26 protein-coding genes are annotated in these 23,757 nt (G+C 34.5%); 12 read left to right on the top strand and 14 right to left on the bottom strand.

Features of this window, described 5'->3' with window-relative positions:
- Positions 1-188: 188 nt before the first annotated feature.
- The gene (locus tag HYY69_08385) at positions 189-1,325 is read left to right on the top strand and encodes a hypothetical protein (protein ID MBI3033466.1); all 1,137 of its coding nucleotides are present in this window, start codon (positions 189-191) and stop codon (positions 1,323-1,325) included.
- Between the two features lie 55 nt (positions 1,326-1,380).
- Here the strand turns inward: HYY69_08385 and HYY69_08380 are convergent, their stop codons facing one another.
- The 3 genes from HYY69_08380 to HYY69_08370 are packed head-to-tail and all read right to left on the bottom strand — an operon-like array spanning position 1,381 to position 3,607.
- Positions 1,381-2,046, bottom strand: a complete 666-nt coding sequence (locus HYY69_08380) for a fibrillarin-like rRNA/tRNA 2'-O-methyltransferase (GenBank protein MBI3033465.1) — start codon at positions 2,044-2,046, stop codon at positions 1,381-1,383.
- Positions 2,043-2,687: an HAD family phosphatase gene (locus tag HYY69_08375; GenBank protein MBI3033464.1), complete on the bottom strand. Its 645-nt coding sequence runs from the start codon at positions 2,685-2,687 to the stop codon at positions 2,043-2,045. Before HYY69_08375 ends, HYY69_08380 begins: the two co-directional genes overlap by 4 nt.
- A complete protein-coding gene (locus HYY69_08370) occupies positions 2,684-3,607 on the bottom strand; it encodes an NOP58 family protein (protein MBI3033463.1) in 924 nt (307 codons plus the stop codon). Before HYY69_08370 ends, HYY69_08375 begins: the two co-directional genes overlap by 4 nt.
- 55 nt (positions 3,608-3,662) lie before the next feature.
- On the opposite strand from HYY69_08370, the gene HYY69_08365 reads away from it, so the two are divergent.
- Positions 3,663-3,971, top strand: coding sequence for a divalent-cation tolerance protein CutA (locus HYY69_08365; protein ID MBI3033462.1), 309 nt, complete (start codon positions 3,663-3,665; stop codon positions 3,969-3,971).
- A gap of 210 nt (positions 3,972-4,181) precedes the next feature.
- Positions 4,182-4,682, top strand: a complete 501-nt coding sequence (locus HYY69_08360) for a hypothetical protein (GenBank protein MBI3033461.1) — start codon at positions 4,182-4,184, stop codon at positions 4,680-4,682.
- 18 nt (positions 4,683-4,700) lie between these two features.
- Here the strand turns inward: HYY69_08360 and HYY69_08355 are convergent, their stop codons facing one another.
- Genes HYY69_08355 through HYY69_08335 form a run of 5 tightly spaced genes read right to left on the bottom strand, consistent with a single transcriptional unit; the run spans position 4,701 to position 8,859 of the window.
- A complete protein-coding gene (locus HYY69_08355; GenBank protein MBI3033460.1) occupies positions 4,701-5,375 on the bottom strand; it encodes a UMP kinase in 675 nt (224 codons plus the stop codon).
- Positions 5,376-5,723: an EamA family transporter gene (locus HYY69_08350; protein ID MBI3033459.1), complete on the bottom strand. Its 348-nt coding sequence runs from the start codon at positions 5,721-5,723 to the stop codon at positions 5,376-5,378. It abuts the gene before it with no gap.
- Positions 5,713-6,102: an EamA family transporter gene (locus HYY69_08345; GenBank protein MBI3033458.1), complete on the bottom strand. Its 390-nt coding sequence runs from the start codon at positions 6,100-6,102 to the stop codon at positions 5,713-5,715. The genes HYY69_08350 and HYY69_08345 overlap by 11 nt, the downstream gene beginning before the upstream one ends.
- Before the next feature lie 20 nt (positions 6,103-6,122).
- Positions 6,123-7,919, bottom strand: a complete 1,797-nt coding sequence (locus HYY69_08340; GenBank protein ID MBI3033457.1) for a PDZ domain-containing protein — start codon at positions 7,917-7,919, stop codon at positions 6,123-6,125.
- On the bottom strand, positions 7,912-8,859 hold the full coding sequence (locus tag HYY69_08335) for a hypothetical protein (protein ID MBI3033456.1): 948 nt from the start codon (positions 8,857-8,859) through the stop codon (positions 7,912-7,914). The genes HYY69_08340 and HYY69_08335 overlap by 8 nt, the downstream gene beginning before the upstream one ends.
- A gap of 63 nt (positions 8,860-8,922) precedes the next feature.
- Between HYY69_08335 and HYY69_08330 the strand changes: the two genes are divergently transcribed.
- The 6 genes from HYY69_08330 (at position 8,923) to HYY69_08305 (ending at position 15,854) form a co-directional block, all read left to right on the top strand.
- A complete protein-coding gene (locus HYY69_08330) occupies positions 8,923-9,633 on the top strand; it encodes a TraB/GumN family protein (GenBank protein MBI3033455.1) in 711 nt (236 codons plus the stop codon).
- Between the two features lie 210 nt (positions 9,634-9,843).
- Positions 9,844-10,584 carry a M50 family metallopeptidase gene (locus HYY69_08325; protein MBI3033454.1) on the top strand — a complete coding sequence of 247 codons (741 nt, stop codon included), beginning with the start codon at positions 9,844-9,846 and terminating at the stop codon, positions 10,582-10,584.
- 1 nt (position 10,585) lies between these two features.
- Positions 10,586-10,933, top strand: coding sequence for a hypothetical protein (locus tag HYY69_08320; protein ID MBI3033453.1), 348 nt, complete (start codon positions 10,586-10,588; stop codon positions 10,931-10,933).
- A gap of 291 nt (positions 10,934-11,224) precedes the next feature.
- Positions 11,225-12,766: a GH3 auxin-responsive promoter family protein gene (locus tag HYY69_08315; protein MBI3033452.1), complete on the top strand. Its 1,542-nt coding sequence runs from the start codon at positions 11,225-11,227 to the stop codon at positions 12,764-12,766.
- A 252-nt stretch (positions 12,767-13,018) separates the two neighbouring features.
- Positions 13,019-15,244, top strand: coding sequence for a DEAD/DEAH box helicase (locus HYY69_08310; GenBank protein ID MBI3033451.1), 2,226 nt, complete (start codon positions 13,019-13,021; stop codon positions 15,242-15,244).
- Between the two features lie 202 nt (positions 15,245-15,446).
- Positions 15,447-15,854, top strand: coding sequence for a hypothetical protein (locus HYY69_08305; protein MBI3033450.1), 408 nt, complete (start codon positions 15,447-15,449; stop codon positions 15,852-15,854).
- A gap of 167 nt (positions 15,855-16,021) precedes the next feature.
- On the opposite strand, the gene HYY69_08300 is transcribed toward HYY69_08305, so the two are convergent.
- Positions 16,022-16,882, bottom strand: a complete 861-nt coding sequence (locus HYY69_08300; GenBank protein ID MBI3033449.1) for a zinc metalloprotease HtpX — start codon at positions 16,880-16,882, stop codon at positions 16,022-16,024.
- A 72-nt stretch (positions 16,883-16,954) separates the two neighbouring features.
- On the opposite strand from HYY69_08300, the gene thrC reads away from it, so the two are divergent.
- Positions 16,955-18,076 carry a threonine synthase gene (gene thrC, locus HYY69_08295; protein ID MBI3033448.1) on the top strand — a complete coding sequence of 374 codons (1,122 nt, stop codon included), beginning with the start codon at positions 16,955-16,957 and terminating at the stop codon, positions 18,074-18,076.
- A gap of 45 nt (positions 18,077-18,121) precedes the next feature.
- On the opposite strand, the gene HYY69_08290 is transcribed toward thrC, so the two are convergent.
- Complete coding sequence (locus HYY69_08290) at positions 18,122-18,535, bottom strand: NUDIX hydrolase (GenBank protein ID MBI3033447.1); 414 nt, start codon at positions 18,533-18,535, stop codon at positions 18,122-18,124.
- A 276-nt stretch (positions 18,536-18,811) separates the two neighbouring features.
- On the opposite strand from HYY69_08290, the gene HYY69_08285 reads away from it, so the two are divergent.
- Both HYY69_08285 and HYY69_08280 read left to right on the top strand, forming a co-directional pair.
- Positions 18,812-20,401 (top strand): hypothetical protein, encoded by a 1,590-nt coding sequence (locus HYY69_08285; GenBank protein MBI3033446.1) that lies wholly within the window; start codon positions 18,812-18,814, stop codon positions 20,399-20,401.
- A gap of 2 nt (positions 20,402-20,403) precedes the next feature.
- Entirely contained in the window at positions 20,404-20,685 is a 282-nt protein-coding gene (locus HYY69_08280; GenBank protein MBI3033445.1) for a peptidyl-prolyl cis-trans isomerase, read from the top strand.
- 17 nt (positions 20,686-20,702) lie between these two features.
- Here HYY69_08280 and HYY69_08275 read toward each other — a convergent pair whose 3' ends face one another.
- The 4 genes from HYY69_08275 to HYY69_08260 all read right to left on the bottom strand — a co-directional run bounded on the left by HYY69_08275 (position 20,703) and on the right by HYY69_08260 (position 23,741).
- Complete coding sequence (locus tag HYY69_08275; protein MBI3033444.1) at positions 20,703-21,338, bottom strand: hypothetical protein; 636 nt, start codon at positions 21,336-21,338, stop codon at positions 20,703-20,705.
- Positions 21,338-21,916 (bottom strand): hypothetical protein, encoded by a 579-nt coding sequence (locus tag HYY69_08270; GenBank protein MBI3033443.1) that lies wholly within the window; start codon positions 21,914-21,916, stop codon positions 21,338-21,340. The genes HYY69_08275 and HYY69_08270 overlap by 1 nt, the downstream gene beginning before the upstream one ends.
- 96 nt (positions 21,917-22,012) lie before the next feature.
- Positions 22,013-23,041, bottom strand: coding sequence for a hypothetical protein (locus tag HYY69_08265; protein MBI3033442.1), 1,029 nt, complete (start codon positions 23,039-23,041; stop codon positions 22,013-22,015).
- A gap of 1 nt (position 23,042) precedes the next feature.
- Positions 23,043-23,741, bottom strand: a complete 699-nt coding sequence (locus HYY69_08260; GenBank protein ID MBI3033441.1) for a class I SAM-dependent methyltransferase — start codon at positions 23,739-23,741, stop codon at positions 23,043-23,045.
- Positions 23,742-23,757 lie beyond the last annotated feature (16 nt).

Below are 23,757 nucleotides of genomic sequence, written 5' to 3'. Positions count from 1 at the left end.
GTGGTTCACCAAACTCCTTTGAAACTAGGCTACTTATATTTCTAACCAAACTCGGGAGAAACCCCTCGTAACGCTCTCGATGAAGAAAAACGATTGAATTTTGACCTGAGGATGCTAAGCGCATTGGAGGATTTCTACGCAGCCTTTTGATAAATAACTTTTTAAACAAATACTTCTATAAATCCTACGTGAACTTAAAAAAGAGCAAACAGCGTTTTCATCACCAAGCAACAGCTTTGGCAATAATTTTAGGAATTTCATTAACGTTTCTTTTTGCGACATCATATATCGAATTTCTAACACCAACAGGGTTTATTGTTACAGAAAATGATAAGTGTGTTGATTTAACTAAACAAAGCACGTGGAAAGGACTTGTTAAGTTCGAATCTCAATCCATTTCATCAAGTGATGATCAAATGGATCCAGAAATGAAGAAAATACGAATTCCAACCTATTATATTTCAGGCGATGTGACACTTTGCCCTAAAGAGTATAAGATAGGCTTATTAAAAATCAATGCACAAAATACTAAACTCAATTGCAATAACGCTGTACTCTTGCCAGTTCTCGAAGATATAGACAAATATTATGATTATGGTATCCATGTCAAAGACGAATCTAGTACCGCTAATTTTCAGAAACCTGTTAACAACCCTGAAATTAAAAATTGCATTATTCCTGAAGGAAATATCATCCTTGAAAGCGTTAATCTTGGTAAAGTAATAGGAAACAAAGTACAATTTCTTCAGCTGTATAATACACGAAATACTGTTGTTGAAAACAACATGATTGTTGATGGCAAAGTATATTTAATTGAAAGCCAAAGAATAACCTTCAATAACAATCAGATTCAAAGAACAAAATATGAAGAACGATATATCGATCTGTTAGATACTTTTCTTGTCCTTAATACAAAGATCACCAATAATGTGATCAAAGTTCCTGAAATAAAACCTGATTCAGTAAGATCATCATATCGAGGAATAATTTTATCAGCTGCAAGAGAAACAATTGTGGAGAATAATAAATTTGAAGGCTATTTCGGCGATGCACTTTCTATCAGCAAAGCTTCTGCAGATAACGAAATCAAAAACAACATGCTTATGACGAAGAGCAGAACAGGTATTTCAATTGGTTATTTAGAATCAAGCGGTGATAAGAAGTTTTCAAAGCCACCTGAAAATACCATCATGGGAAACACTTTTTGCCATGGAGAAGCGTATGATATTGCTGGGTTTGGAGACATAGTAAAAGGTTTAACAATACAAGATAATACTTGCGATAAGAGTAATGTTGATGGAGGGTGCAGTGAGAAATGTATATAATTATGGAAATAAAAGATAAAAAACAGATATATAAACATGCTATTTTTGATCAAGCCTATTTCCTGCAAACAAACAAACAATGGTCTATTTCATAAGGATCAAGGGTTAGAAATTCTTCAATAACAATATGTTTTTCAAGCTCTCGCTTAACATCCTGAAATATTTTTTTGGGTGAAGCAGCAACATCAATACTTCGTGCTTTTATCACCAATATAGCATATCCTCCTTTATTTAAACAGACAAGATTTTTTAAAAAAATATTCACTTGATCTTTTTGTGCAACGTCTTGAATTAACACATTGCTGGGATAAATCCTCCACGTATATTGTTCAGGATGATGCGCATCTCCATATATAGGAATTAAGTTATCTCTTATTTCACTTAAAAACACAAAATCACGCAACACCCGAGGCGCAAAATCAACACCAAAAACAATGCCTTCTTTATTAACAATATCACTAACATGGCTGGCAGTTGTTCCTGATGCACAACCTAGATAAAGAACAGTATCTCCTGTTTTAAGAGGAAGATGTTTCAATCCTTTGGCGAGTGCAGCAGCGAGCTTGCTTTTTCTAATATTCCACTCCCTGTATTCAACACCTTGTTCGCGAACAAGCCTCTCATCATACACTTTTTTCCCAGGAACAAGGTTCTTAGTGTAAAACAAGGTGCGATTACCTCGCTGTTCAATAAAAACTCCAGGAGAAGATGTTTCTTTCATATACGGCAACCTTTTTTATTATAAGTATCAACCAAGGTAATTAATTCTTTAAAATCTTGTATTTCATGATCGCCTTTGCCTTTTGCATGGACATCAGGATTATATAAAACACCAACACCAACTTCTTTAAACATAACAGCATCTGAAGGTGAATCACCAACAGCCAATGCCTCATGTTTAGTTAATCCTAACTCCTTAATAGTTTCTTTGACAACTCGATCTTTAGAATCTGAAAATTTTACAAATTGTCCTGTATATTTATTATCTTTCATTTCAAGAACAGAGCCTTTAATATCATCAAAACCCATGTCCATGCAGATTTCTTTCATGATAGTGACATCCTCGTTAGTAATGATAACAGCTTTTATCTTTCGTTTACGTAATCCTGCGAGACATTCTTTGACGTGTTTATTCCATATGAATTTACCTTGTCGAATAATTTCTTTCAAACCAGATAATGAGAATCCTTTATACAAAGCTAATGATTGTTCACTAAGCGCATTTTTTGATAATATTCCAGCTTTATACTGTTCTTCATATTTCTCTCGTTCTTTTCCTTTCCCTAAATACTCAGTAATTACTTGAGGTGTTGTTGTATTCATGAGAGTATTATTAAAATCAAAAAACACTACCTTAATCATCGTTGAACACCTGCTTTTTGTTCAAGTTCTCTTCGTAATTTCTCGCCAACATGTTTATCACCTTTAAAATAATCCACTTTAGCAGCAATGCTTAATGCTCCTGTTAAATGCCGCGCTTGTTTTCCTCGTTCTGAAGCTTTAATGTTTGCGAGGAGAGGATGATTTACAATTAGGCCATGTTTAGGGCATTTTGCTTTTTGCCGAAGATGTTTAAACAAAGCATCTTCAGCACCGAGTAATTGAACTGTGGATGAAGGCATTTCTGACAATCTCTGTAGACTTCCTGCATGTCTGAGCAATTGTGCTGCAATAATAGTTCCAGCTACTGCCTGCAAATTAGGCGCATATTCCTGAAAAACTCGATCAAGATACTGTTCAAGCTGTTGTTTTAATTGATACATACTTTGGATTTTTTCACCAAGCATAAGTATCTCATCTACATCCTGTTGTTTAAGGTCAGCACCCATAGTTTCATGGAGCTGCAAATCTTTCATCAGCTGGCTTTTTTTCTTTGTAAGTATAATTTTAACAAACGTTTCATTAATTGTTATTTTTTCAGATGCTTCAGGCAAATATAATGCATACCATTCACGCAATCTTTTGCATAAGCTATTGCTTATTTTTGTTACATCATCAAGAGCATTAATGGTTTGAATAATTATATTATCTTCATTAACAGAGGCTTTTAATTGTAGTTTGGTAAGAAGAAGATTAAGCTTCTTAACTGCTTCAGTGGTTGATAATTCAGGAGTAAGAGTAAGTGTTATTTCTTTGACTACAGGATATTTTTTCAAGAATAGTTGTTCTTGGTTGTTTCTTCCAGCAATATCTTTAGCAGTGCGGCATTCTTGTTTTTCAATAACCCTATTGTTATTAAGGACATACACTCCAGTAATGTTACTTATTATTTGTTTAACCACAGCATAAAATAACAGCAAAGTATTTATATAGTTTCTTCTGAGATTATATAGCAATATGCCCTACATCATCATCTATATTCCCTGTAATAGTAAGAAACAAGCGCAAACAATAGCTAAAACACTCCTTCAAGAGCATATGATTGCTTGTGCAAATATCTTTCCTATAACTTCGATGTATTGGTGGAATAAGATGATGCAAACAGAGCATGAGTATGTGCTTCTTGTAAAAACAAAACACAAGCTCTTTAAAAAAGTAGAAAACAGGGTAAAGCAATTACACAGCTATAAATACCCGTGTATCATCAGCTTCAAAATTGATCAACTGAATAAAGAATATGCTAATTGGTTAGAACAGGCAGTGTAGAAAATCTCGGCATAGCCTCGGTTTTGGCATCAGTTCGGCTTTTCAAGAAGATATTTTATTGGATTTTTCTCTCTGGCACTCCGAAAAATCCCCACACATGACTTTGAAGAGCCTCACCAAAAGATGCCAAAAACTACATTTTCTACAGAGCCGTTAGAGCAACAATATTTATAAAGGAGTAAATCAAAAAAGAGTTAAAGAGGTGATTTCATGGAACGGAGTCAAGTTCTATCCTTATCAATAGTAGCAGTGGTTGCTGTTGTAGCAATATTATTAATGGTGCAGATGAAAAATAATCTGTCCAAGCCATCTGAAGCTTCAACAGATTCAGATACCAACTTAGTTACCGGCAATGTTGTTAAACAAGCAACAGATAATTATGCAAATAGAGTAGTGTTTGAAAATGTGAATTATCTTCTAACACCTCAAGGCAGAGTTGCTATGGTATTTATGGAACCAATGGATTCATTACAACATACCTTTGAAGGCAAAATATACACTATTAAGTATTTAGGATATGCAAATGGTTGTAACTTTGAGGTTAGTAAGATGAGCACGTATGCAACAGAAGTCTTAGATACGCAACATGTAACCTTAGATCTTGGTCAAGAAACAAACGTGTATGGTTTTGATTTGTCAGTGTTTGCAAAAAGGCATTCATTTACCAACCGTAAGGATTATGACTGCCAGGTTAAATTTAGAACGGATTAATTTTTAATTTTATTATTTTTATTTTATTCTTGTTCCCGTAAAAGGTTTTCCAAGAATGCATTGTTTGAGATTATCAAGCTTATTTCCGTTTAAAATAGCAACTTCTAATCCGAGTTCTTTTGCTTTTTTGCTGGCAATAGGATCAAAAGGCGCATTAAGCCGTGGAGTCCATATATCACCAATTAATGCATGAAATTGTTCCCATGAAATATCTTGTATAGGCTTGGCATCTTTATATTTCTGCGGATCTTTAGTATAAACATAGTCAATATTTGACATATTAATCACTTTCTTAGCTCCAAGATTCTGAGCAAGGAGTACTGCATCCATATCACTTGAACAACCAGGTTCATAACCAGCGCCAATGATAATTTGTTTATCAGTTTTAATACTATCTTCAGGGTTATCTATAACACCATAAGCATCTTTGCCAAATATTGCCCGCACTAATTCAGCATTTAATTTAGTTGCTTTAATACCTATCCAATCGAGATCTTCATCAGCTACCTTAGTAATTTTGGTTGCAGCCAGATTGTACTTTTTATTAGTGCTACCGCCACCACAAATAATAGCAACTCTGAATCCTTGTGCAACTACATCATAAACTAATCCCCTAAACTCTTTTAATAAAGAAACATTGATTTCTTCAGGCACAATAACAGATCCACCCAATGATATAATAATTGTTTTCATTTATGAAACACCTATGAGTACTACTCCGACCATAATCAAAAAGATTCCCATCCATTTAAAGGTATTCATTTTCTCGCCAAGATATTTCATTGCTAAAAATATTGACCAAATGTAATTTAATGATGCAATAGGGTAGAGCACTGATAGTTCTCCATATTTGATTGATATGATGAATATAATACTGGAAAAGAAATAGAAAAACACCCCTATTAATAAGGGAATATTTTTAATTGCTTTGAACAGTGATAATGTGAAGGTTGCTGAGCCTTTTTTAAGATATAATGAACCATAAGCTGCAACAAATGTTGCAATAATAACACCTATGATAGCGTATATGTTAGTTGGCAACAACATCACCTTCCTGTTTTTGTTTTCCACCTATTCCTAACATAGTTACTCCTAAAATGATTATGACAATTCCTATTATGCGCAAAGGGCTAAAAACTTCATCGAAGTAATACCATGCTAATAATGACACCCAAATATAGCTTGTTGCAATCATAGGAAAAATGACCGAAAGCTCGCCACATTTAAATGCATAAATCAATAAAATTGCAGCAATGCCATAAAGAATAATTCCTATGCCAATCTCATAATTAGTTACAATACTATTGAAATCGTTAAAATTCAATTTATTTGCACCAGATTTATACAGCACTTGGGCAAGAGAAGTAAATATCGTGCAGATAATAACAAGAATAATCGCCGTTAAGCTTGTTTTACTCATAGTATCAAGTACTCGTATAATTATGGTTCTTCATCATATAGCAATTTTTCAATAATAACTCCAAATGCAGGCCTTGTTACGAATACGCCAAAGGATATTGCTAAAATCGTTGTTATTGCAAATCCACGCAATAAACCAGCACCAGCGCTAATAAGAGGCAGCATACCCACAACGGTGATGATATACGCTGATAAAACAATAAAAAAGGCTTTCTTAAATTTATCCTTCCAGCTTAAATATCGTTCTTTGCTGCCGCGCAATGTTTCATCAGTAATTACAATTTGGTCATCGACACCTGTTCCTACAGCAACAAGAATACCTGCAATCCCTGCTAAGTCAATATTCCAACCAATAGCTGCTGCTAGACCTAAGGTTAAAATTATTTCACTAACCATAGTAAATAAAATAGTTAACGAAAGGGTAACTTGCCGATATCTTATCCATAATACAACAGCTACACTTAGTATTGCTACAAACCCAGTAAACAGAATGTTCTTAATAAATTCTTTTCCCAGTAATGGAGAGATGCTATCTGTTTTCACTACATCTAATTTGACCGGCAAACTACCGGTAATCAATATTGTTTGTAATTTGCGCATATTTTTAGCACTGTCTGCCCTAGCTTCTAGTTCAGTTTTTCCACTGCCTGGACCAGAAATAGCAATATTAGTTTCAGCATTTCCTTTTAATCCTGCTGCAATAGTTAAGCTATCAACTAATTCATTATCAAGGTAAAAATCAATATTCTGGCTTAAAACACCCTCTCCTCCTGTTCCTCCAGGAAGTACTTCAAGGTTTCTTGTTGCAGCTGCTTGCCGTTCAGCTGCTTCTCTGCTTAATGTGATGCTAAATTGAAATGTGCATGCCCAACCACCATCACCAGATGAGCATCCTCGATAAGGACTTACCGCAAAACTGCAATCAGGGGTGCGGCAAACATTTTTAATATCTTGTCCGCCTTTAAATGCAGTAACATTGCCAATTCTTGCTTCAAAGACGCCTTGTTTTCCAATAAGATCTTTAACTTCCTGCTCATTAGCACCGGCAATTTCAACAACAATATATTGTGTATCAGATACAAAATCACCAGCACTTCTTACGACAAGATCACTTAACCCATAGACATTTAATCGTTGTTTAAGGTTGTCAATAATTAAATTAAGGTCTTCTTCACTAACACGTTTCTGAGGTTGCAATAAAACACGTGTTCCCCCTTCGAGATCAAGCCCTTTTTTTAAATTAGTCCTTGGCTTTGCATATACTTGCAATCCTAATTCTTTTTTGCCAATAATATTCTCTTTTGTTTTAGGAACTTGTTTTGTTACATTAACTGTTTCATTAACACTGACTAGAGAACCATTAATCTCTTTCTGAACCTCTTGTAGTTCTTCAAAGGTCTTCTCTTCAGTTTCATTGAGCGTAATTATCTCAACAAGCGGTTCGACTTTAATAATAAATTCTTCTTCATGCGTTCGAAAGGAAAATTTTCTTTTATTATTCGTATCATAGGTAAAATGAGTTTTAACAATCAGAGGGACAACTTGTCCAACGTCAAGATTTTCAACGAGCTGTTGAAAATGCTCGAGATCTTTTATTTTGACACCATCAAACGTCGTAATAACATCTCGCATCCGCGGCTTATCTGCTGGCTGAGGGCTTGCAAGCCCTGCTTTAGCAGCAGAGCTATCTTTTGCTATTGACCTTATAGCTACTCCTTGGTCATCAAGTGCAGGATTAATCAGAATAAGCGCTCCAAGCAACAAGAGTAATACAATGACTATTCGCGGGCTTTTAAGAAGCAACTTAAACTTATTCATGTTCTTTCCTCTCAAGGTATAACCGTAAAAGCCCTACATTCTGAATCCAGGTAAAGATAATATCTGCAATAAGCCCAATGAGTAAAATAGTCATAATTTGGCTGATCACTTCGGAATTTGAAAAGAGCAATGCAACAATTGCTGTTGCTAATGCTGTTAAGGTCATGGTCATTCCTGTTCTAATAGAAGAGAATATTCTGTCAATATAAGTTCCTTCTTTATGTTTTAAAACTCTAATAGTTAAGAGAACATCAGTATCAACACTAAATCCAATCAAAAACAAAAATGCAACTATGCCGGCAGTTGATAGTTTCATTCCTAACAAATTAACTACAGCAAGCGTGACTATCATATCTGATGCCGCAGCAAGAATAACTGCCAATGAAGGAACAGGGGTTCTAAAATAAATAAAAACCACAATACCCATACAAATAAATGCAATAGTTAATCCTTTCAATAAACTTCTGAAAAAACTTTTTCCGAGACTAGGACCAGTAATCTCAACGTTGAACGTATCTCTTGTTTTTCCGAGTATTGACTCAAGACTCATCAAAAATAATTCAATATCATCGTTAGAAAACAAATTTGCTTCGATAAGAAGTCCTGCATCTTTTCCTTTATCAGTAATTTTTTTAATATCGATATCTTTTGAAGGATATTGTGTCTGAAGTTGTTGTTGAAGCAGACTTAAATCATGCTCTTGCTGATCTAATATGGTGATAGTAACTCCACCACTAATTGAGACACCTTTTTTAACAAAACTTCCCGTAGTTGTATATTGATAACCAAGTTGCGCAAACGCAAAAAATAATAATAAAAAAGGAATAATCAAAAGCAACTTATACTTTTCAACGTAGATTTTTTTTATCTTATTAAAGAGGGGAGATGAATTTTGAGAAGCAGGAGCAGTAGTGGCTGGTGATGGCTGTATATTAGTCATATTTGTTGAAAAAACCGAGTTATTTATAAAGATTTTTATACTAAGGGGTTTGCCGCAGAAGTCATGGATGAAAAACCAATAAACAAACCAATTACTCGAGTAAAACTATTAGGCACCTCACATATTGCAGCTGAGAGTGTTAAGCAGATACAGGAAGAAATTACTAAGAACAAACCTGATATTATTACTATTGAATTGGATAAAAAACGCTTGTTTGCATTGATGTCTCAGCAAAAGCATCGTTTCTCGTTAAGAACCATGTTTAAAGTAGGGATTAAAGGATATTTTTTTGCGTTGTTAGGATCATGGGGTTCAAAAAAATTAGGAAATCTTGTTGGCGCTATTCCAGGCCGGGAAATGCTTGAAGCAGTAACTCTTGCAAGAAAAAATCATATTCATCTTGCTCTTATTGACCAGGATATTGAAATAACCTTGCAGCGGTTTTCAAAAGCAATCACCTGGAGAGAAAAATGGCGATTTATTAAAGAGATTTTTCGCGCAATTTTTAAGAGTAAAGAAGTTGAGCAAGAACTAGGCATTGATGTAAGAACTCTTGATCTTAAAAAAGTTCCTTCTCAAACATTGATTAAAAAACTTACAAAACTCATGAAACAAAAATATCCTCAGATTTACCGTGTTTTGGTTGAAGAACGTAATACGTATATGGCAAGAAATATTCTTCATTTGATTAAACAGAACCCAGGCAAAAAGATTTTAATTATAGTTGGAGCTGGTCATATAGAAGGGTTATTAGAGATTTTAAATAAGAAGTAGGAGGCTCTGTCCCGAATGAAGTTTTTGGTGCCATGCTGGTGATTATCTTTCCAATTAATCAGTGGGAAAAAAGGAAATTACAATGGGAATTTTTTCCTTCTTATAAACAAGTGGGATAATCACGGCACCAAAACCGAGGCATTAGCCGAGATTCGGGACAGAGCCAAGAAGTAACAAACTATATAAATAAACAATCCCAAAAAGAAGGTTATGCCAACCAATGTAACTGAACTTCGTTATCGTATTAAAAGGCATTTTCGCTTTAGTATTAAAGAAGTTCGAGATGTATTTATTACTATTTTTGTTCTTGCATTTATTTTTGGTTATAATGATAAAAGTGAAACATTTAATGCAGCACACTGGGGTTTTAATTATCTAAAAATGGTTATTATTTTGTTTATTACGGTCGTTGTTCACGAAGCAGGTCATAAAGTTGCTGCTTTGGAAATGGGACTAAAATCCGAATACAAGATTTGGCCAACAGGACTTATTATTGGTGTAATGTTTGCTTTTCTTACTAAAGGAAACTGGTACATTGTTTTGCCAGGGGGAATGGTATTAACACACATGGCAGTGCAAAGAATTGGGCATTTTAGGTATGGATTAAATTATATTACTCAAGGATTACTGGCAACAGCTGGTCCAATATCTAACCTTGTTTTTGCAACTTTTTTCAAGACATTAGCATTATTCCATATTATGCCAGACTTCTTTAATTTGTTAACCTTTATCAATCTCTATTATGCTGTCTGGACATTTTTGCCCTTGCCTAATCTCGACGGAATTCACATGTTTTACGGCTCACGATTATGGTATGTATTTACATTTGGAACATTATTTTCATATATCATGTTATATAGCATTAAATTTTATTCCTTAATCTTTGCATTGTTAGGCGGCGGATTAATTTGGCTCGTGTATTATGCAACCTTTGAAAAGAGCGCGACGTAGCATGGCAGGCTTATTGCATCACAAAAAGGGGATGAATATCTCTGAAACATGGGTGGAATGGTCGAGTTTAGGGATCATCATTTTAGCATTGCTCTTATCATTAGTTTCAAGAAATACTATAGTTACCTATCTTATAATCCTTGCTTCAGGGATGATAATGGGAAGAATGTTTTATATGAAACGCTATCAGCCGAGATTAATTTTTTCGTTATTTGCTCTTGCATTCTTAATCGGCTTTGTTGTTGGAAGCTTCATTCGCGGCTTAGGCAGCGCACGTGTCATTGTAGTTATTTATCTCATTGGAATTTATGTTGGTTACTTTCTCCATAAACAAGGATATTTATGGTGAAGTTTCAAATCCAAGACTACTGCCAATAAACATTCAACCTTTAACTACATCTCAATAGTAAATGGGATGAACCTTTATTTATAAAATTTCTTACGTACGTAATAAGTCTTCACTAGGTTTTAGCGCCAGTTCAGCTTCACTTGTAATTAAACATTGGATTTTTCTCTCTGGAACTCCGAAAAATCCCCAAGGTGAATTTAAGAAGAGCTTCACAAGAGTAGGCGCTAAAACCCAACTTATTACGTACTTTCTTACGTAAAGTATATATAGGATTAAAAACAAAAAAAGTATATGTGGAAATTTACTGCACAAATTATACCATTATGGTTATATGATTTCTTAGAAGATAAAATGTTAAATAATTTTGATATTAGTCAATGGTTCTTAAGAACCATTGATCCTGATTTTTTAGAAATTATTTCACGAAGAAAAGCAGTAAGGTTATTCCAGCACTGCTTGAAAACAACACCTGCATATCAAAAATTCATCAAACATCATAAGATAGATTTTAATCAAATAACTATTCCGGATCTTTTTGATACCTTGGTTCCTGAAACCAATAAGCAAAACTACATTAAGAAATATAGTTATGAAGATCGCTGCCAATATGGAAGAATCCCTAAAACAGGCAATATTGATGAAAGCTCAGGAACTTCAGGCAATCCTACCGATTGGATAAGGTCATTACGGGAAGAAGATATTGTGTTCAAAGCTGCCTGTTTTGAATTTAATTATGTATTTAATGCTGATAAAGAAAATTATATTATTCTCAGCGCTTGGTCTTCTGGGGCTTGGGCAACAGGAATAAAATTCTGCATCATAGCTGAACATCTTGGTTTAGTAAAAAACACTGCAGAGGATAACGATGATATTATTAAAACCTTGCAGGCATTTGGACCAAAATATAAATACATTATTGCTGGTTATCCTCCCTTTATAAGAAACATGATCGAAGAAGCAAAAAAGAAAATTGACCTGAAACAATTTACTATCCATCTTTTAACTGGCGGTGAAGGAGTGATTTATGGCTGGGATGAATATCTTCAGCAACAATTAAAACCAGGCGCAAGAATCATCTCTTCTTATGGAGCTAGCGATATAGATATAGGGATAGGTTTTGAAACAACAATGAGCAAATGGATACGTGGTTTAGCAGCAAAGAATAAAGCTCTTCGGGAAAAATTATTTCTTAATCAAGACAGAATTCCTATGATTTTTCAATATAACCCTTCAATGCATTATATCCGCTCAACAATAAATGAAGAACAAGGAAAACAAGAATATCACATTTCGTTATTAGATTTAGATATTTGTTCACCGAAAATTAAATATAATCTCCAGGATGAAGGCGGCGTTATTACCTATCATACTATGATTGAGATACTTCGTGAATTCGAGCCAAACCATGTAGCAGCGTTTCTTCGTGAACATCAAGATGATATTCTCAAGCTTCCATTCCTTTATGTTGTCGGGAGAAGTGACGGCACTATAAGTTTAGATGGTGGAAATGTCTATCCCCAGCAGATAGAAATGGCAATCAATAAAAATAAATCATTACAGGACAAAACAGAGAGCTTCAAAATAGCAGCAGTTTTTGACCATAAGAAAAAAGTTCATTTTAATATTAAAATCAGGCTCAAAGACAACATAAAACCTTCAAAACAATTAGAAAAAGAATATTTTATAACTATTCTTAATAATTTATTAGAGATCAACGGAGATTATAAACAATCCTACACTCACAATCAAACTCTCAAACCAGAAATAAAACTCTATTCTTATCATCACCTAGAGTTCATAGAGAAAAAGATAAAGAATATTTACCTTGCTTAATGCAGCTGGTGTGTAGCTGGCGCTAACCTCATTTTTGGATGAAGCCATGTTCGAGGGCTCTGGTGAAAATCTTTCAGGTTTTAGCGTCGGTTCAGCTTTTTAAGTAGATTTCGATTGGATTTTTCTCTCTGGCACTCCGAAAAATCCTCGATATCTCCTAAGAAGAGCTTCACGAAATAGGCGCTAAAACTACATTTTCACCAGAGCCATGTTCGAGATAAAGTATATAAAAGACCCTATATATACCCAACTATGATTAAAAACTTCAAGCCACGGCTGTATCAAGAAACTATTCTTGCCACCTGTGTTGAGAAAAACACCCTTGTGGTTCTCCCCACAGGCTTGGGTAAAACAAATCTTGCAGTGTTATTAGCTGCCCACCGTTTGCGCCAATACCCACAATCTAAAATTCTCATCGTAGCTCCGACAAAACCATTAGTTGAGCAGATTATGCAGCGATTTATTGACCACCTTGACGTTGCTTCTGAAAAAATAACCATGTTCACTGGTTCAGTAGCTCCTGAAAAAAGACAAGAACTCTGGTCAAATGCAGTTATTATTTCATCCACACCACAAGGGCTTGAAAATGATGTGATTAGTAAACGTATTAATCTCGAAGAAGTATCGTTGCTCGTATTTGATGAAGCGCATCGTGCTGTAGGCGATTATAGCTATGTTTGGCTTGCAAAACAATATGAAAAAACAGCAAAATTTCCAAGAATTTTAGCATTAACTGCATCCCCCGGAAGTGATTTAGAAAAAATCAATGAGGTCATTACCAATCTCTTTATTGAAGAGATTGAAGTCAGAATAGATTCAGATCCTGATGTTAAACCCTATGTTCAGGAAGTGGATATTGCATGGGTTGAAGTTATTTTACCTGATACCTTTAAAGCAGTGCATAAATATCTTCACGATTGCTTCATTTCAAAGTTAAAAGAAATAAGCTCGCTGGGTTATCTTGATCAAAATACTGCAACAAATGCAACAAAAACCGATATTCTTAAGCTCCAAGCACATCTTCAGGGAGAAATAGCATCAGGAAATAGAGAGCTTGAAGTCCTGAAATCATTATCATTAGCTGCAGAAGCAATGAAAGTCCAACATGCAATAGAACTTCTCGAAACACAAAGTATTGCAGGATTACATAACTATCTCTCTTCTATTCAAATGCAGGCTCGAACGTCAAAAGTAAAGGCAGTTCAAAATCTTGTTCGAGATCTTAACTTCAGATCAGCAATTATTAAAACCAACACGCTGATGGAAGAAACTATAAAACATCCTAAACTACATAAGTTAAAAGAGATTGTTCAAGATAGAATACAGAAAAATCCAGACTATAAAATTATTATTTTTACCCAATATCGTGATTCAGGATCAGAAATCATGGGGGAACTTAACCTCTTGCAGAATATTAAAGCACAATTATTTGTGGGCCAGGCAAAAAAAAAAGAAACAGGCTTATCACAGAAAGAGCAGATTGCTATGTTGGAAGAATTTAGAAATGGTAAGTTCAATGTCCTCGTTTCAAGCAGTGTTGGCGAAGAAGGACTTGATATTCCCCAAGTTGATCTTGTTATTTTTTATGAGCCAATTCCCTCAGCAATTAGACATATTCAGCGTCGCGGAAGAACAGGAAGAAGCGAGAAAGGTGAAGTCATCATTCTCATGACAAAAGACACCAGAGATGAAGGGTATCGCTGGAGCGCGCATCATAAAGAGAAAAGAATGTACACTACCTTAAAAACATTGCGCACTAATATGAAATTCTCACAACCTGAAAGAAAGCAGCCAGCAAAAACTCTCAGTGATTTTTCTCCTCAACAGCAGCCGATTAAAATCTTTGCAGATTATCGTGAAAAAGGTTCAGGAGTCATTAAGGAACTTCTTGAATTAGGCGCTTCACTAACTTTAGAAAAGCTTGAGACTGCAGATTATCTTCTCAGCAGCGATGCAGCAGTTGAATACAAAACCCAAGATGATTTTATTGATAGTTTAATTGATGGAAGACTTCTTCAACAGATAAAAATTATGAAAAGCACTTTTCAAAAACCCCTCGTTCTTGTTGAAGGGATGCAAGATCTTTACTCAATAAGAAACATTAATCCTAATGCTATTCGAGGCATGATAGCAACAATAACAGTTTCATTTAACATTCCGCTTATTTATACAAAAACATTCAAAGATTCTGCAGCAATGCTGTACACTATTGCAAAACGAGAGCAGGATGAGAAAGGAAGGGATTTTTCCTTGCATGGTTCAAAAAAACCATTAGATATATTCCAACAGCAAGAATATCTTGTTTCAGCATTGCCAGGGGTTGGAGCAACATTAGCAAAACCTTTACTGAGAAAATTCAAAAACATAAAAAATCTCGTTAATGCAACTGAAGAAGACTTGAAACAAGTTGATCTTATTGGAGAAATAAAAGCAAAGAACATTAAAAAAGTATTAGATAACGATTATAGTGAATTTTAGAGGTACGTAATAAGTCTTCCATAGTTTTAGCGCCGGTTCAGCTTTAGATGTGATTAAACATTGGATTTTTCTCTCTGGCACTCCGAAAAATCCCAAAAATGTATTTAATAAGAGCTTCACGAAAGTAGGCGCTAAAACCCAAGACTTATTACATACTTTTAGAGCATTATTTTAAATATAACCTCTATTTCATTACCATCTTATGGAATGGAATGTTGCAGCGTGGGAAGTACAGCGTTTAGCGAAAAAAGTGGATTATAAACCTGATATTATTATTGGTCTTGCTCGTGGAGGTATAGTGCCTGCCTTAATTCTTTCTCATGAATTAAAAGTACCCAATATGAGCATTATTAAAATGGAGCGAAAAGGAAATGAAAGAAAAATTCTTGCTGATGTGGTAACTGAAGTAAAAAATAAACAGATTCTTCTTGTAGAAGATATGTTAGAAACCGGCAAGAGTATAGTTGTCGGGAAACAATATTTTGAATCATTAGGTGCTCGTGTTAAAACTGCATGCTTATACATCATGCCACATACTGAAATAAAACCAGATTATTTCTTAGGCACCGTCACTGAAGTCGCAAAATTCCCTTGGGAAAACGGAGATTAGTACGTAATAAGTCCTCCATGGTTTTAGCGCCAGTTCAGCTTTTGAAGTGTATTTCAATTGGATTTTTCTCTCTGGAACCCCGAAAAATCCCCAATAAAGATATCGAGGAGCTTCACAAAAGTAGGCGCTAAAACCCCAGACTTATTACGTACGGAGATTAGGAATAATTAAAACTTCAAATTTCTCAGTTTTTCAGCACGCGATTTAGTACTAGGGTGCGTAGAAAACAAGGTCAAGAATACATCAGCTTTAAAGGGATTAGTAATAAACAAACTAGCAGTGCTTCTATTCCCAAACCTCAACGGATCTGCTTTGTTATGTGCTTCTAATTTTTCTAAAGCTCGTGCTAAACTCTCGCCGTTTCCTAAACATTTAGCTCCGCTATGATCAGCCAAATATTCTCGTGATCGTGAAATTGCGAGCTGAATGATCACCGCAAGAATAGGCGTAATAATTGCAAGGACAAGAAATTCAAGGATATTGCTTCCTCCTTCCCTGTCTCTATTGCCAAATCCTCCAAAAATCGCTGCCCATCGCGCCATAGCAGCAACATAGCTAATCACTGCAGCAATCGTTGCAGCAATCGTTGCAATTAAGATATCCCTGTTTTTAACATGACTACATTCATGCGCTAATACACCTTTAAGTTCATCTTTGGTCAGTACTTTTAAAATGCCTTCAGTGCAGGCAACAACCGCATGTTCAGGATTTCTTCCTGTTGCAAATGCATTGCATGATGTTGTAGGTATGATATATATTTTAGGCATTGGCAAATTCATTTTTTTGCAGATTTCAGCAACAGTATCAAAGAGGAATTTATGTTTTTTAGGATCAGCAGGTTTTGCCTGATACATCCATAAGACTAATTTATGAGAAAAGAAATAGCTGCCAAGATTCATAACTAATGCAATGACTAACGCAACCGTTAATCCACCCACTCCTCCAACTAATTGCCCTACAAATAACAATAATCCACTTAACAGCCCTAATAATAAGGCAGTTTTTAACCAATTCTGTAACAGTCCCATAATCAAGAGTGAAGACGAAGTAACTTATATAGTTTTGGAAAGTTTTTTAAAAAACAATCTATATATTATCGCATGAATAACCTTATTTGCCAACATTGTAAAAAAACCCATCCCTTAAACGAAAAGATTTGGCAGTGTACAGCATGCAAAGGGTTTCTCAAAATTAATTTCAAGCCAAAGTTTCCTTTAAACAAAATAAAACAACGAAAACCAACACTATGGCGTTATCGTGAAGCTATTCCCTTGGATCATGACAAAAACATTGTTTCTTTTGCTGAAGGTTTTACACCGCTGCTTCCAATCACGATCAACAAAAAAACTGTTTTTATCAAGCAAGAACAATTATTTCCAACTGGTTCTTTTAAAGATCGTGGAACAACAGTGTTAATGAGCAAAATAAAAGAGTTAGGTATTAAACAAGTGATTGAGGATTCATCAGGAAATGCAGGTTCATCAATCGCAGCGTATGCAGCCAAAGCAGGAATCACTGCTCATATTTACGTTCCAGAACATGCTTCTCCGGGAAAATTAGTACAGATACAAGCCTATAGCGCAAAACTTCATAAAATTAAAGGTTCTCGTGAAGATACTGCAGCAGTAGCTATGAAGGCTGCAGAGAAAATATTTTATGCAAGTCATCGCTATAATCCATGGTTTTTTCAAGGAACAAAAACATTTGCTTTTGAAGTAACAGAACAGCTCGGTTGGAAAGTCCCTGATGCAATTATTCTGCCCGTAGGAAACGGTTCATTATTACTGGGCACGTACATTGGCTTTCAAGAATTATTGGATGCGCATATTATCTCAAAACTACCTAAGTTTATTGCAGTGCAAGCTGAAAACTGCAGCCCATTATATGATGCTTTTAAGAAAAATCTTAACACTACAACCAAAATTACTAAAAAAGATACTTTAGCAGAAGGCATAGCAACAGCAGATCCTATTCGTGGAACAGAATTACTGATGATAATAAGAGAAACAAAAGGAACAGTAATCATTGTTTCAGAACAGGAAATCAAACAAGCTTGGCAAGATATGGCTAAACAAGGATATTATATTGAACCAACTTCAGCAGCAGGGACTGCAGGAGTTAAAAAATATGTTTCCAAATCAAAAAATAATGAAATAATTGTTTCAGCTTTTACCGGTCATGGGTTGAAAACAACAAGTACAATCCAATCATTTTTCAAGTGAGCAACAACAATGTTATACAATCATAAGAGAGAAACACTCTAAACATCATTCATCTTCTTCAATATCATTCATATAATCAATCAGTATTTGTTTATGATCAAAACAAAGCTTATCTCTAGGGATTTTATCGAGAGAAAAAACATGCGCTTCTTTTGCATCATCACCAGCTTTTAATTGTCCAAAACCTTCACCAATAAACACAACACTAATACATCTTTTTCTCGGATCACGCTGCGGGTCAGAATATGTTTTTAATTGCTTTAATAAAATAACGCTAAGATTAGTTTCTTCCTTAGCTTCTCGAACAGCAGCTTGCTCACAGCTTTCATCCAATTCAACATGCCCACCAGGCAGCGCTAAACCAAGTGGCTGCTCTTTTCTTTCAATTAATATTATGCCTCCTTTGTATCTAATGATGATATCAACAGTTACATAGATTTTATCCAAAGTAGTAGTCATTTTTTATACAGATAAATCTCAAGTATAAATAGTTTTTTGAATATTCGACACAATCCAATTTGTAAGTGATATTGCGAAAAGTGCCACCATCGGCTCGGCTGTAGATGTTTGTTATGGAAGATGCTATCCTCTCTGGAACCTCGGATAGCATTTGATGAAATATCAGATAAGCCTCGCAAAAAAGATGGTGGCACTTTTCGCAATATCACTTACAAATTGGATTGTGCCGAATATTCAACCATAAGTCATATAAATTGCTTTATCATCCTTGAGAACATGCTCAATCCTAGCATTATTCTCAAACATTACAAGCGAAAAGATATAGCTGAAGCAATGATCAAAGCATCACAAAATAGAGAGGTTGCTTTTAAATTTGGTGAAGATGGTTTTGGCAAACGCCCTGATATTGTTACGTATCCACAGGATATTCTCGAAGTTGCAAGACAAGGATGTACTTCATTACACGTAAGTGAGGAGCATTGGAGCAATCCTTTGCAATTAAGTCCAACCTTAAAAAAAGATGAGTTGGATGATCTAAGAATTGGCTGGGACCTTGTTTTGGATATTGATTGTAAATTTTGGGAGTATGCTAAATATATTGCGCATCTTTTAGTCGAAGAACTGAAAGCTCATGGCGTCAATAGTATCTCAGTAAAATTCTCAGGCTCAAAAGGATTTCATATTGGAGTTCCATTTGCTGCATTTCCTGACACTGTTCAAGGAAAAGAAACACGATTATTATTTCCCGAAGCACCTAAGCGTATTTCCCTCTATTTAAAGGACAGAATTGAACCTAAGCTAGTTGAATATCTTCTATCAAATAAATCAAAAGAATCACTAGCAAAAGAACTTCATAAAGAAAACATTGAGCAAGTTTACTGTAAAAAATGCAGTAATAAACAAGAAATATCTCAACAAACAAGCGAATTTGTTTGCCCACAATGCCAGAAAAAAATAATTGAAGCAAGGGATATGCAATTTCAGCTTTGCCCTGATTGTAAAACAATAGAAATGATGCAAACAACAAAAGCAAATCTCTGTAAAAAATGCAACAGCAAAGAGTTCATCAGAAAATATGACCTTTCTGAAGTGCTAGAAATAGACACTATTCTTATTTCATCCCGACATTTATATCGAATGCCATTTTCATTGCATGAAAAGACAGGACTCTGCTCAGTTCCAATTCCGCTGAATAGCATCCTTTCATTTGAAAAACAGGACGCCTTGCCTTCTAAAATAACTACTGAAATAATCTTCTTAGATTCTTCATCTACTATCAACGGTGAAGCTGGAAAATTATTGTTTAATGCTTTTGAATATAAACCAGTAATTACTTACGAAGACCCAACTATGGCTCTAAAAAAAGAATTTGATATTCCAGAACAAGCAATTCCTATCGATCTTTTCCCACCTTGTATGTTAAAAGGTTTGCAAGGAATGAATGATGGTAAAAAGCGTTTTATGTTTGCGTTATCAAATTTCTTGGAAAAAGTTGGGTGGCAGCATCAACAAATAGAATCATTGTTGCTGCAATGGAATGAAAAAAATGCCGAACAATTGCGTGAAGTAATAATTCGAGGCCAGCTTAATCATAGGAAAGCAACAAAAAAGAAAATGCTCCCTCCAAATTGCATGTCCTTTTATCAAGATCTTGGCGTCTGTCAACCTGATCATCTTTGTCAAAAAATAAAAAACCCTGTACAGTACGCAACCCGAAAAGCATTTATAGTCAACCAACAGTTGCCAGGTATAAATCCTTCAGCAAGGCAAAAATTGACTGAAGAGCAGAAAGAAATGCGAAGAAAACATCGCGAAGAAATAAAAAAACAAAAAGAAAGCGCAGAAATTGATAACAACGAGGTGTAATCATGGGAAGTAAAATACGAGCATCACATATTTTAGTTAAAACAGAAGATGAAGCAAAACAAGTATTGTTAATCTTAAGCCAAGGCAATAAGCCCTTTGAACAAATTGCCCAGGAACGATCGCTTTGCCCCAGCGGGAAAAAAGGAGGAGATTTAGGTTATTTTGGTAGAGGTCAAATGGTCAAAGAATTTGAAAATGCAGCGTTCAGCCTAAAAAAAGGACAAGTCAGCCAGCCAGTGAAAACGCAGTTTGGGTGGCATGTGATTAAGGTGACAGATGGATGAACCTTAACACTAAAGAATTATTTTTTATATTTCTTAATTGATTCGATAATCTTAAGATATTTTTGTGCATCCTCTTGGAGAATGGCAAAGATTAATGGTCTAATTGCTTTATAATAATATTTCAACTCAGTATTTGTAAGCGTTTCATGACTATATATTTTTTGCATAATTATTAATTTTGCTGGAGCAAAGAGAAGAGCTAATGCTTTGTTAAGCTGCAGTTTGCTTCTTATAGCAATCTGTTCTTTTATTATTATCTCCTGTTCTTGCTTTGCATTTGTTTGAAATTCTTGGAACGAAGAGAGATAATATTGGAATTCATTATCATCAAAAGGTTCATGAATTGAATGTTGATCGATTATTTCTTTAAGAAGGGAATTATCAATATTTTCTGATAAAAAAATCTTATTAGTTATAAGTATTATTCTATGAAACTGTTTTAATAACAAAGATCCTGAAGAATATGATAATAATCTCTTTGTAATAATTTCATAACTGAACTTTTCATGAAGCAACAATGGCAACGCTAATAAAATCCTAGAATTATTTTCCAGAAGTATTTCAATTATTGGTTCTTCAATGGTATTATAACTTGGAAAATCCAATGAAAAACCTTTTTTTTCAAGGTAGGTAAAAAGTTGTGCTGAGATCATTATAGTTCACCTAATCTAAATTCAAGATGTTTAAATTTTAGATCATAATCAGATATCAAAGAGCTTGGCGCATACTGGTAATATCGTTTCTTCAGAATTGCAAAATCAATTTTTTGAGTTTTTAAGATGAATAGAATATCATTAATATCCCTTTCTTCTGAACGTGATAATTTTGTAATAATGATGTCATACCAATTTAGAATATATAATCTTATTTTTCCGATTGATTTCAATTGAATTGATAATTTTTTCCAATCATCTGGAAGAGAATAACCTAAAATAAAGGCATCATAAAAAAAATCAATGCGAAGATTATTGAGGAACCAAGTGTTACATAACCGTGTAGTATTTTTTTCTTTCAATCCAGCTAATTGTAGTAATATGCGAAGTTGTTCGTAATCTAAGGTTGTTAAGAAGTCAATGTCTTTTGTTGATTCTTTGATATTTGCTAAAATCATTGCAGTTCCACCTAATGCAAAGAGTTCAATATCTTTATCTAAATCCGCTAATAACTGCAAAAAAGCTTCTAAATCCGGGCGAAATGTAATTGTTGCGTTTTTATAATCATTTTCATACATAATAATACACCTATTCATATTAATATATATGAACTACTATTTAAATGTTATGATTTATTTATGTCTGGTATTATATAACAAGGAAAACTATGGCAACTAAGTGTTGAATTTTCTAATTACGCCATTTTCATTTATTTCTATGATATCGCCCTCTTTAAACACACGAGTAGCTTTTTCAGTGCCAATAATACATGGAATCTTCATTTCTCGTGCAGTAATTGCAGCATGGCATAATAAGCCGCCAGCATCAGTAATGATAGCTCCAGCTTTTTCCATAAATGGCGTAAATTCAGGTCTTGTCATGCCAGTTACTAAAATATCACCTTTATTGAATGTATGTTCTTTAAATGGATCATAAACTATTCTGCAAGTTCCTTTAACATTGCCTTTAAATGCTACAATACCTTTAATTTGTGTCATATTGCTTGAAAATAATTTTTGTTCTAATTGCAAAGCATCTGATCCAGTTAATAATCTAATGCTGCCATGTTCAAGTAAAATAGCGCTAGCATCAAATCGCATACTAAGTTTTCCTTCAGATGGCAAAATACCGCACTTAATATAATTCTCTAATTCTTCTTGCATCAAACAAGTAAGAGCTTGAGCATTATAATTCTCTTTAATAGCTATCGCTGTTGTTAATGATCTGAAAAATTGCTCTGTTCTGCTGTAAACAGCTTCAGAATATTTTCTGGCATCTTGAAAATAAGGTAATAGTTTTTCTAATTGTTCCTTATCCAAAAAATCAACGGTCTTTTTCATAAAATTATGATATGCTAAATGTTGGTCAAATACTTTATGAAATACAGCATATTGTTCTGACGTTAAAATCATCCCTTGAAATTCATCCATGATATTCATGATGAGGTCAGTATTTTCCTTGAGTTTATTCAATAATGTAAGTGCTTCAATTTCAGAGTTTGCAATTTTTTCTGCTAAATATTGTCCAAATGCCTTAAATTCATTTTCTTTAACAAAAAATGAAGCAGTTCCTTGTTTATGGATAAATAAACCATTTTCAAATCCTTTTCCAAGAATTCTCGATAAGGTTTTTGAGTATTGTTGAGCCCAATAGCTACAGGAAAGAAACGTATACGATCCTGCCCATCTGTTTATCCATGTCATTTTACTTCTCCCTCTTAACACCATTAACAGATATTTTTAATTCAACAATCGCAAAATCCTGTATTGTTCTTCCTCTAAATTCATACGCTGGTGTGAAATGTGTTTGTACTGCTTCCAATCCAGCTTCTCGAAAAAGTGCTTCATACCACGAAAGTGGCCTGTGCATTTCTAAAATATCATAATTGCCTTCTTTCTTCGTCTTTCGATAAACATGATTTTCATGATAATTATGTTCTGTTTGATGACGAATATCAAGCCGCGATTCAGGACAATCATAAATAAGCGGATTGCAAAATCCAATATAGATTGTTCCGTCATCTTTTGTTTTTTCAGCAGCAGTTTTTGCAATAGTTCTTACTTCATCATCAGTTACAATGCATACCACTAAATTACATATCGTAACATCAAAATGAGTATCAGGTATTGCCTCTTTTGTTGCATACACATTTCCATGTCCTATCTTTTGTCCAGTCTGTTGTCGCATTTCTTCAGAGATATCATAAGCATAAACATCAGCGCCTTCTCTGCATAGCACGCTCGCTAAAATTCCAGGACCAGAACCATAATCTAATATCTTCTTTCCTTTGATGACCCCAAGTACGCTGAGCAATGTTGTATCATACGACTTTAATTTAGCAACTTCTTGCTCAAGTTCAGATGATACTTTACTCCATTCATCGCCAATGTTTATTGATTTCATAGTTATTTTGTCACCA

This window comes from Candidatus Woesearchaeota archaeon (assembly GCA_016192995.1).
In the GTDB taxonomy this organism is placed as follows: domain Archaea; phylum Nanobdellota; class Nanobdellia; order Woesearchaeales; family DSVV01; genus JACPTB01.
Note: the sequence above shows the minus strand (reverse complement) of the source record. Positions and strands in the feature narration are given on the sequence as shown.

Excerpts from the sequence above, each read along its gene's own strand:
- HYY69_08380 (MBI3033465.1), bottom strand. The coding sequence starts at position 2,046 with ATGAAAGAAACATCTTCTCCTGGAGTTTTTATTGAACAGCGAGGTAAT.
- HYY69_08375 (MBI3033464.1), bottom strand. The coding sequence starts at position 2,687 with ATGATTAAGGTAGTGTTTTTTGATTTTAATAATACTCTCATGAATACA.
- HYY69_08365 (MBI3033462.1), top strand. The coding sequence starts at position 3,663 with ATGCCCTACATCATCATCTATATTCCCTGTAATAGTAAGAAACAAGCG.
- HYY69_08360 (MBI3033461.1), top strand. The coding sequence starts at position 4,182 with ATGGAACGGAGTCAAGTTCTATCCTTATCAATAGTAGCAGTGGTTGCT.
- HYY69_08355 (MBI3033460.1), bottom strand. The coding sequence starts at position 5,375 with ATGAAAACAATTATTATATCATTGGGTGGATCTGTTATTGTGCCTGAA.
- HYY69_08345 (MBI3033458.1), bottom strand. The coding sequence starts at position 6,102 with ATGAGTAAAACAAGCTTAACGGCGATTATTCTTGTTATTATCTGCACG.
- HYY69_08340 (MBI3033457.1), bottom strand. The coding sequence starts at position 7,919 with ATGAATAAGTTTAAGTTGCTTCTTAAAAGCCCGCGAATAGTCATTGTA.
- HYY69_08335 (MBI3033456.1), bottom strand. The coding sequence starts at position 8,859 with ATGACTAATATACAGCCATCACCAGCCACTACTGCTCCTGCTTCTCAA.
- HYY69_08330 (MBI3033455.1), top strand. The coding sequence starts at position 8,923 with ATGGATGAAAAACCAATAAACAAACCAATTACTCGAGTAAAACTATTA.
- HYY69_08325 (MBI3033454.1), top strand. The coding sequence starts at position 9,844 with ATGCCAACCAATGTAACTGAACTTCGTTATCGTATTAAAAGGCATTTT.
- HYY69_08320 (MBI3033453.1), top strand. The coding sequence starts at position 10,586 with ATGGCAGGCTTATTGCATCACAAAAAGGGGATGAATATCTCTGAAACA.
- HYY69_08315 (MBI3033452.1), top strand. The coding sequence starts at position 11,225 with ATGTGGAAATTTACTGCACAAATTATACCATTATGGTTATATGATTTC.
- HYY69_08310 (MBI3033451.1), top strand. The coding sequence starts at position 13,019 with ATGATTAAAAACTTCAAGCCACGGCTGTATCAAGAAACTATTCTTGCC.
- HYY69_08305 (MBI3033450.1), top strand. The coding sequence starts at position 15,447 with ATGGAATGGAATGTTGCAGCGTGGGAAGTACAGCGTTTAGCGAAAAAA.
- HYY69_08300 (MBI3033449.1), bottom strand. The coding sequence starts at position 16,882 with ATGGGACTGTTACAGAATTGGTTAAAAACTGCCTTATTATTAGGGCTG.
- thrC (MBI3033448.1), top strand. The coding sequence starts at position 16,955 with ATGAATAACCTTATTTGCCAACATTGTAAAAAAACCCATCCCTTAAAC.
- HYY69_08290 (MBI3033447.1), bottom strand. The coding sequence starts at position 18,535 with ATGACTACTACTTTGGATAAAATCTATGTAACTGTTGATATCATCATT.
- HYY69_08285 (MBI3033446.1), top strand. The coding sequence starts at position 18,812 with ATGCTCAATCCTAGCATTATTCTCAAACATTACAAGCGAAAAGATATA.
- HYY69_08280 (MBI3033445.1), top strand. The coding sequence starts at position 20,404 with ATGGGAAGTAAAATACGAGCATCACATATTTTAGTTAAAACAGAAGAT.
- HYY69_08275 (MBI3033444.1), bottom strand. The coding sequence starts at position 21,338 with ATGATCTCAGCACAACTTTTTACCTACCTTGAAAAAAAAGGTTTTTCA.
- HYY69_08270 (MBI3033443.1), bottom strand. The coding sequence starts at position 21,916 with ATGTATGAAAATGATTATAAAAACGCAACAATTACATTTCGCCCGGAT.
- HYY69_08265 (MBI3033442.1), bottom strand. The coding sequence starts at position 23,041 with ATGACATGGATAAACAGATGGGCAGGATCGTATACGTTTCTTTCCTGT.
- HYY69_08260 (MBI3033441.1), bottom strand. The coding sequence starts at position 23,741 with ATGAAATCAATAAACATTGGCGATGAATGGAGTAAAGTATCATCTGAA.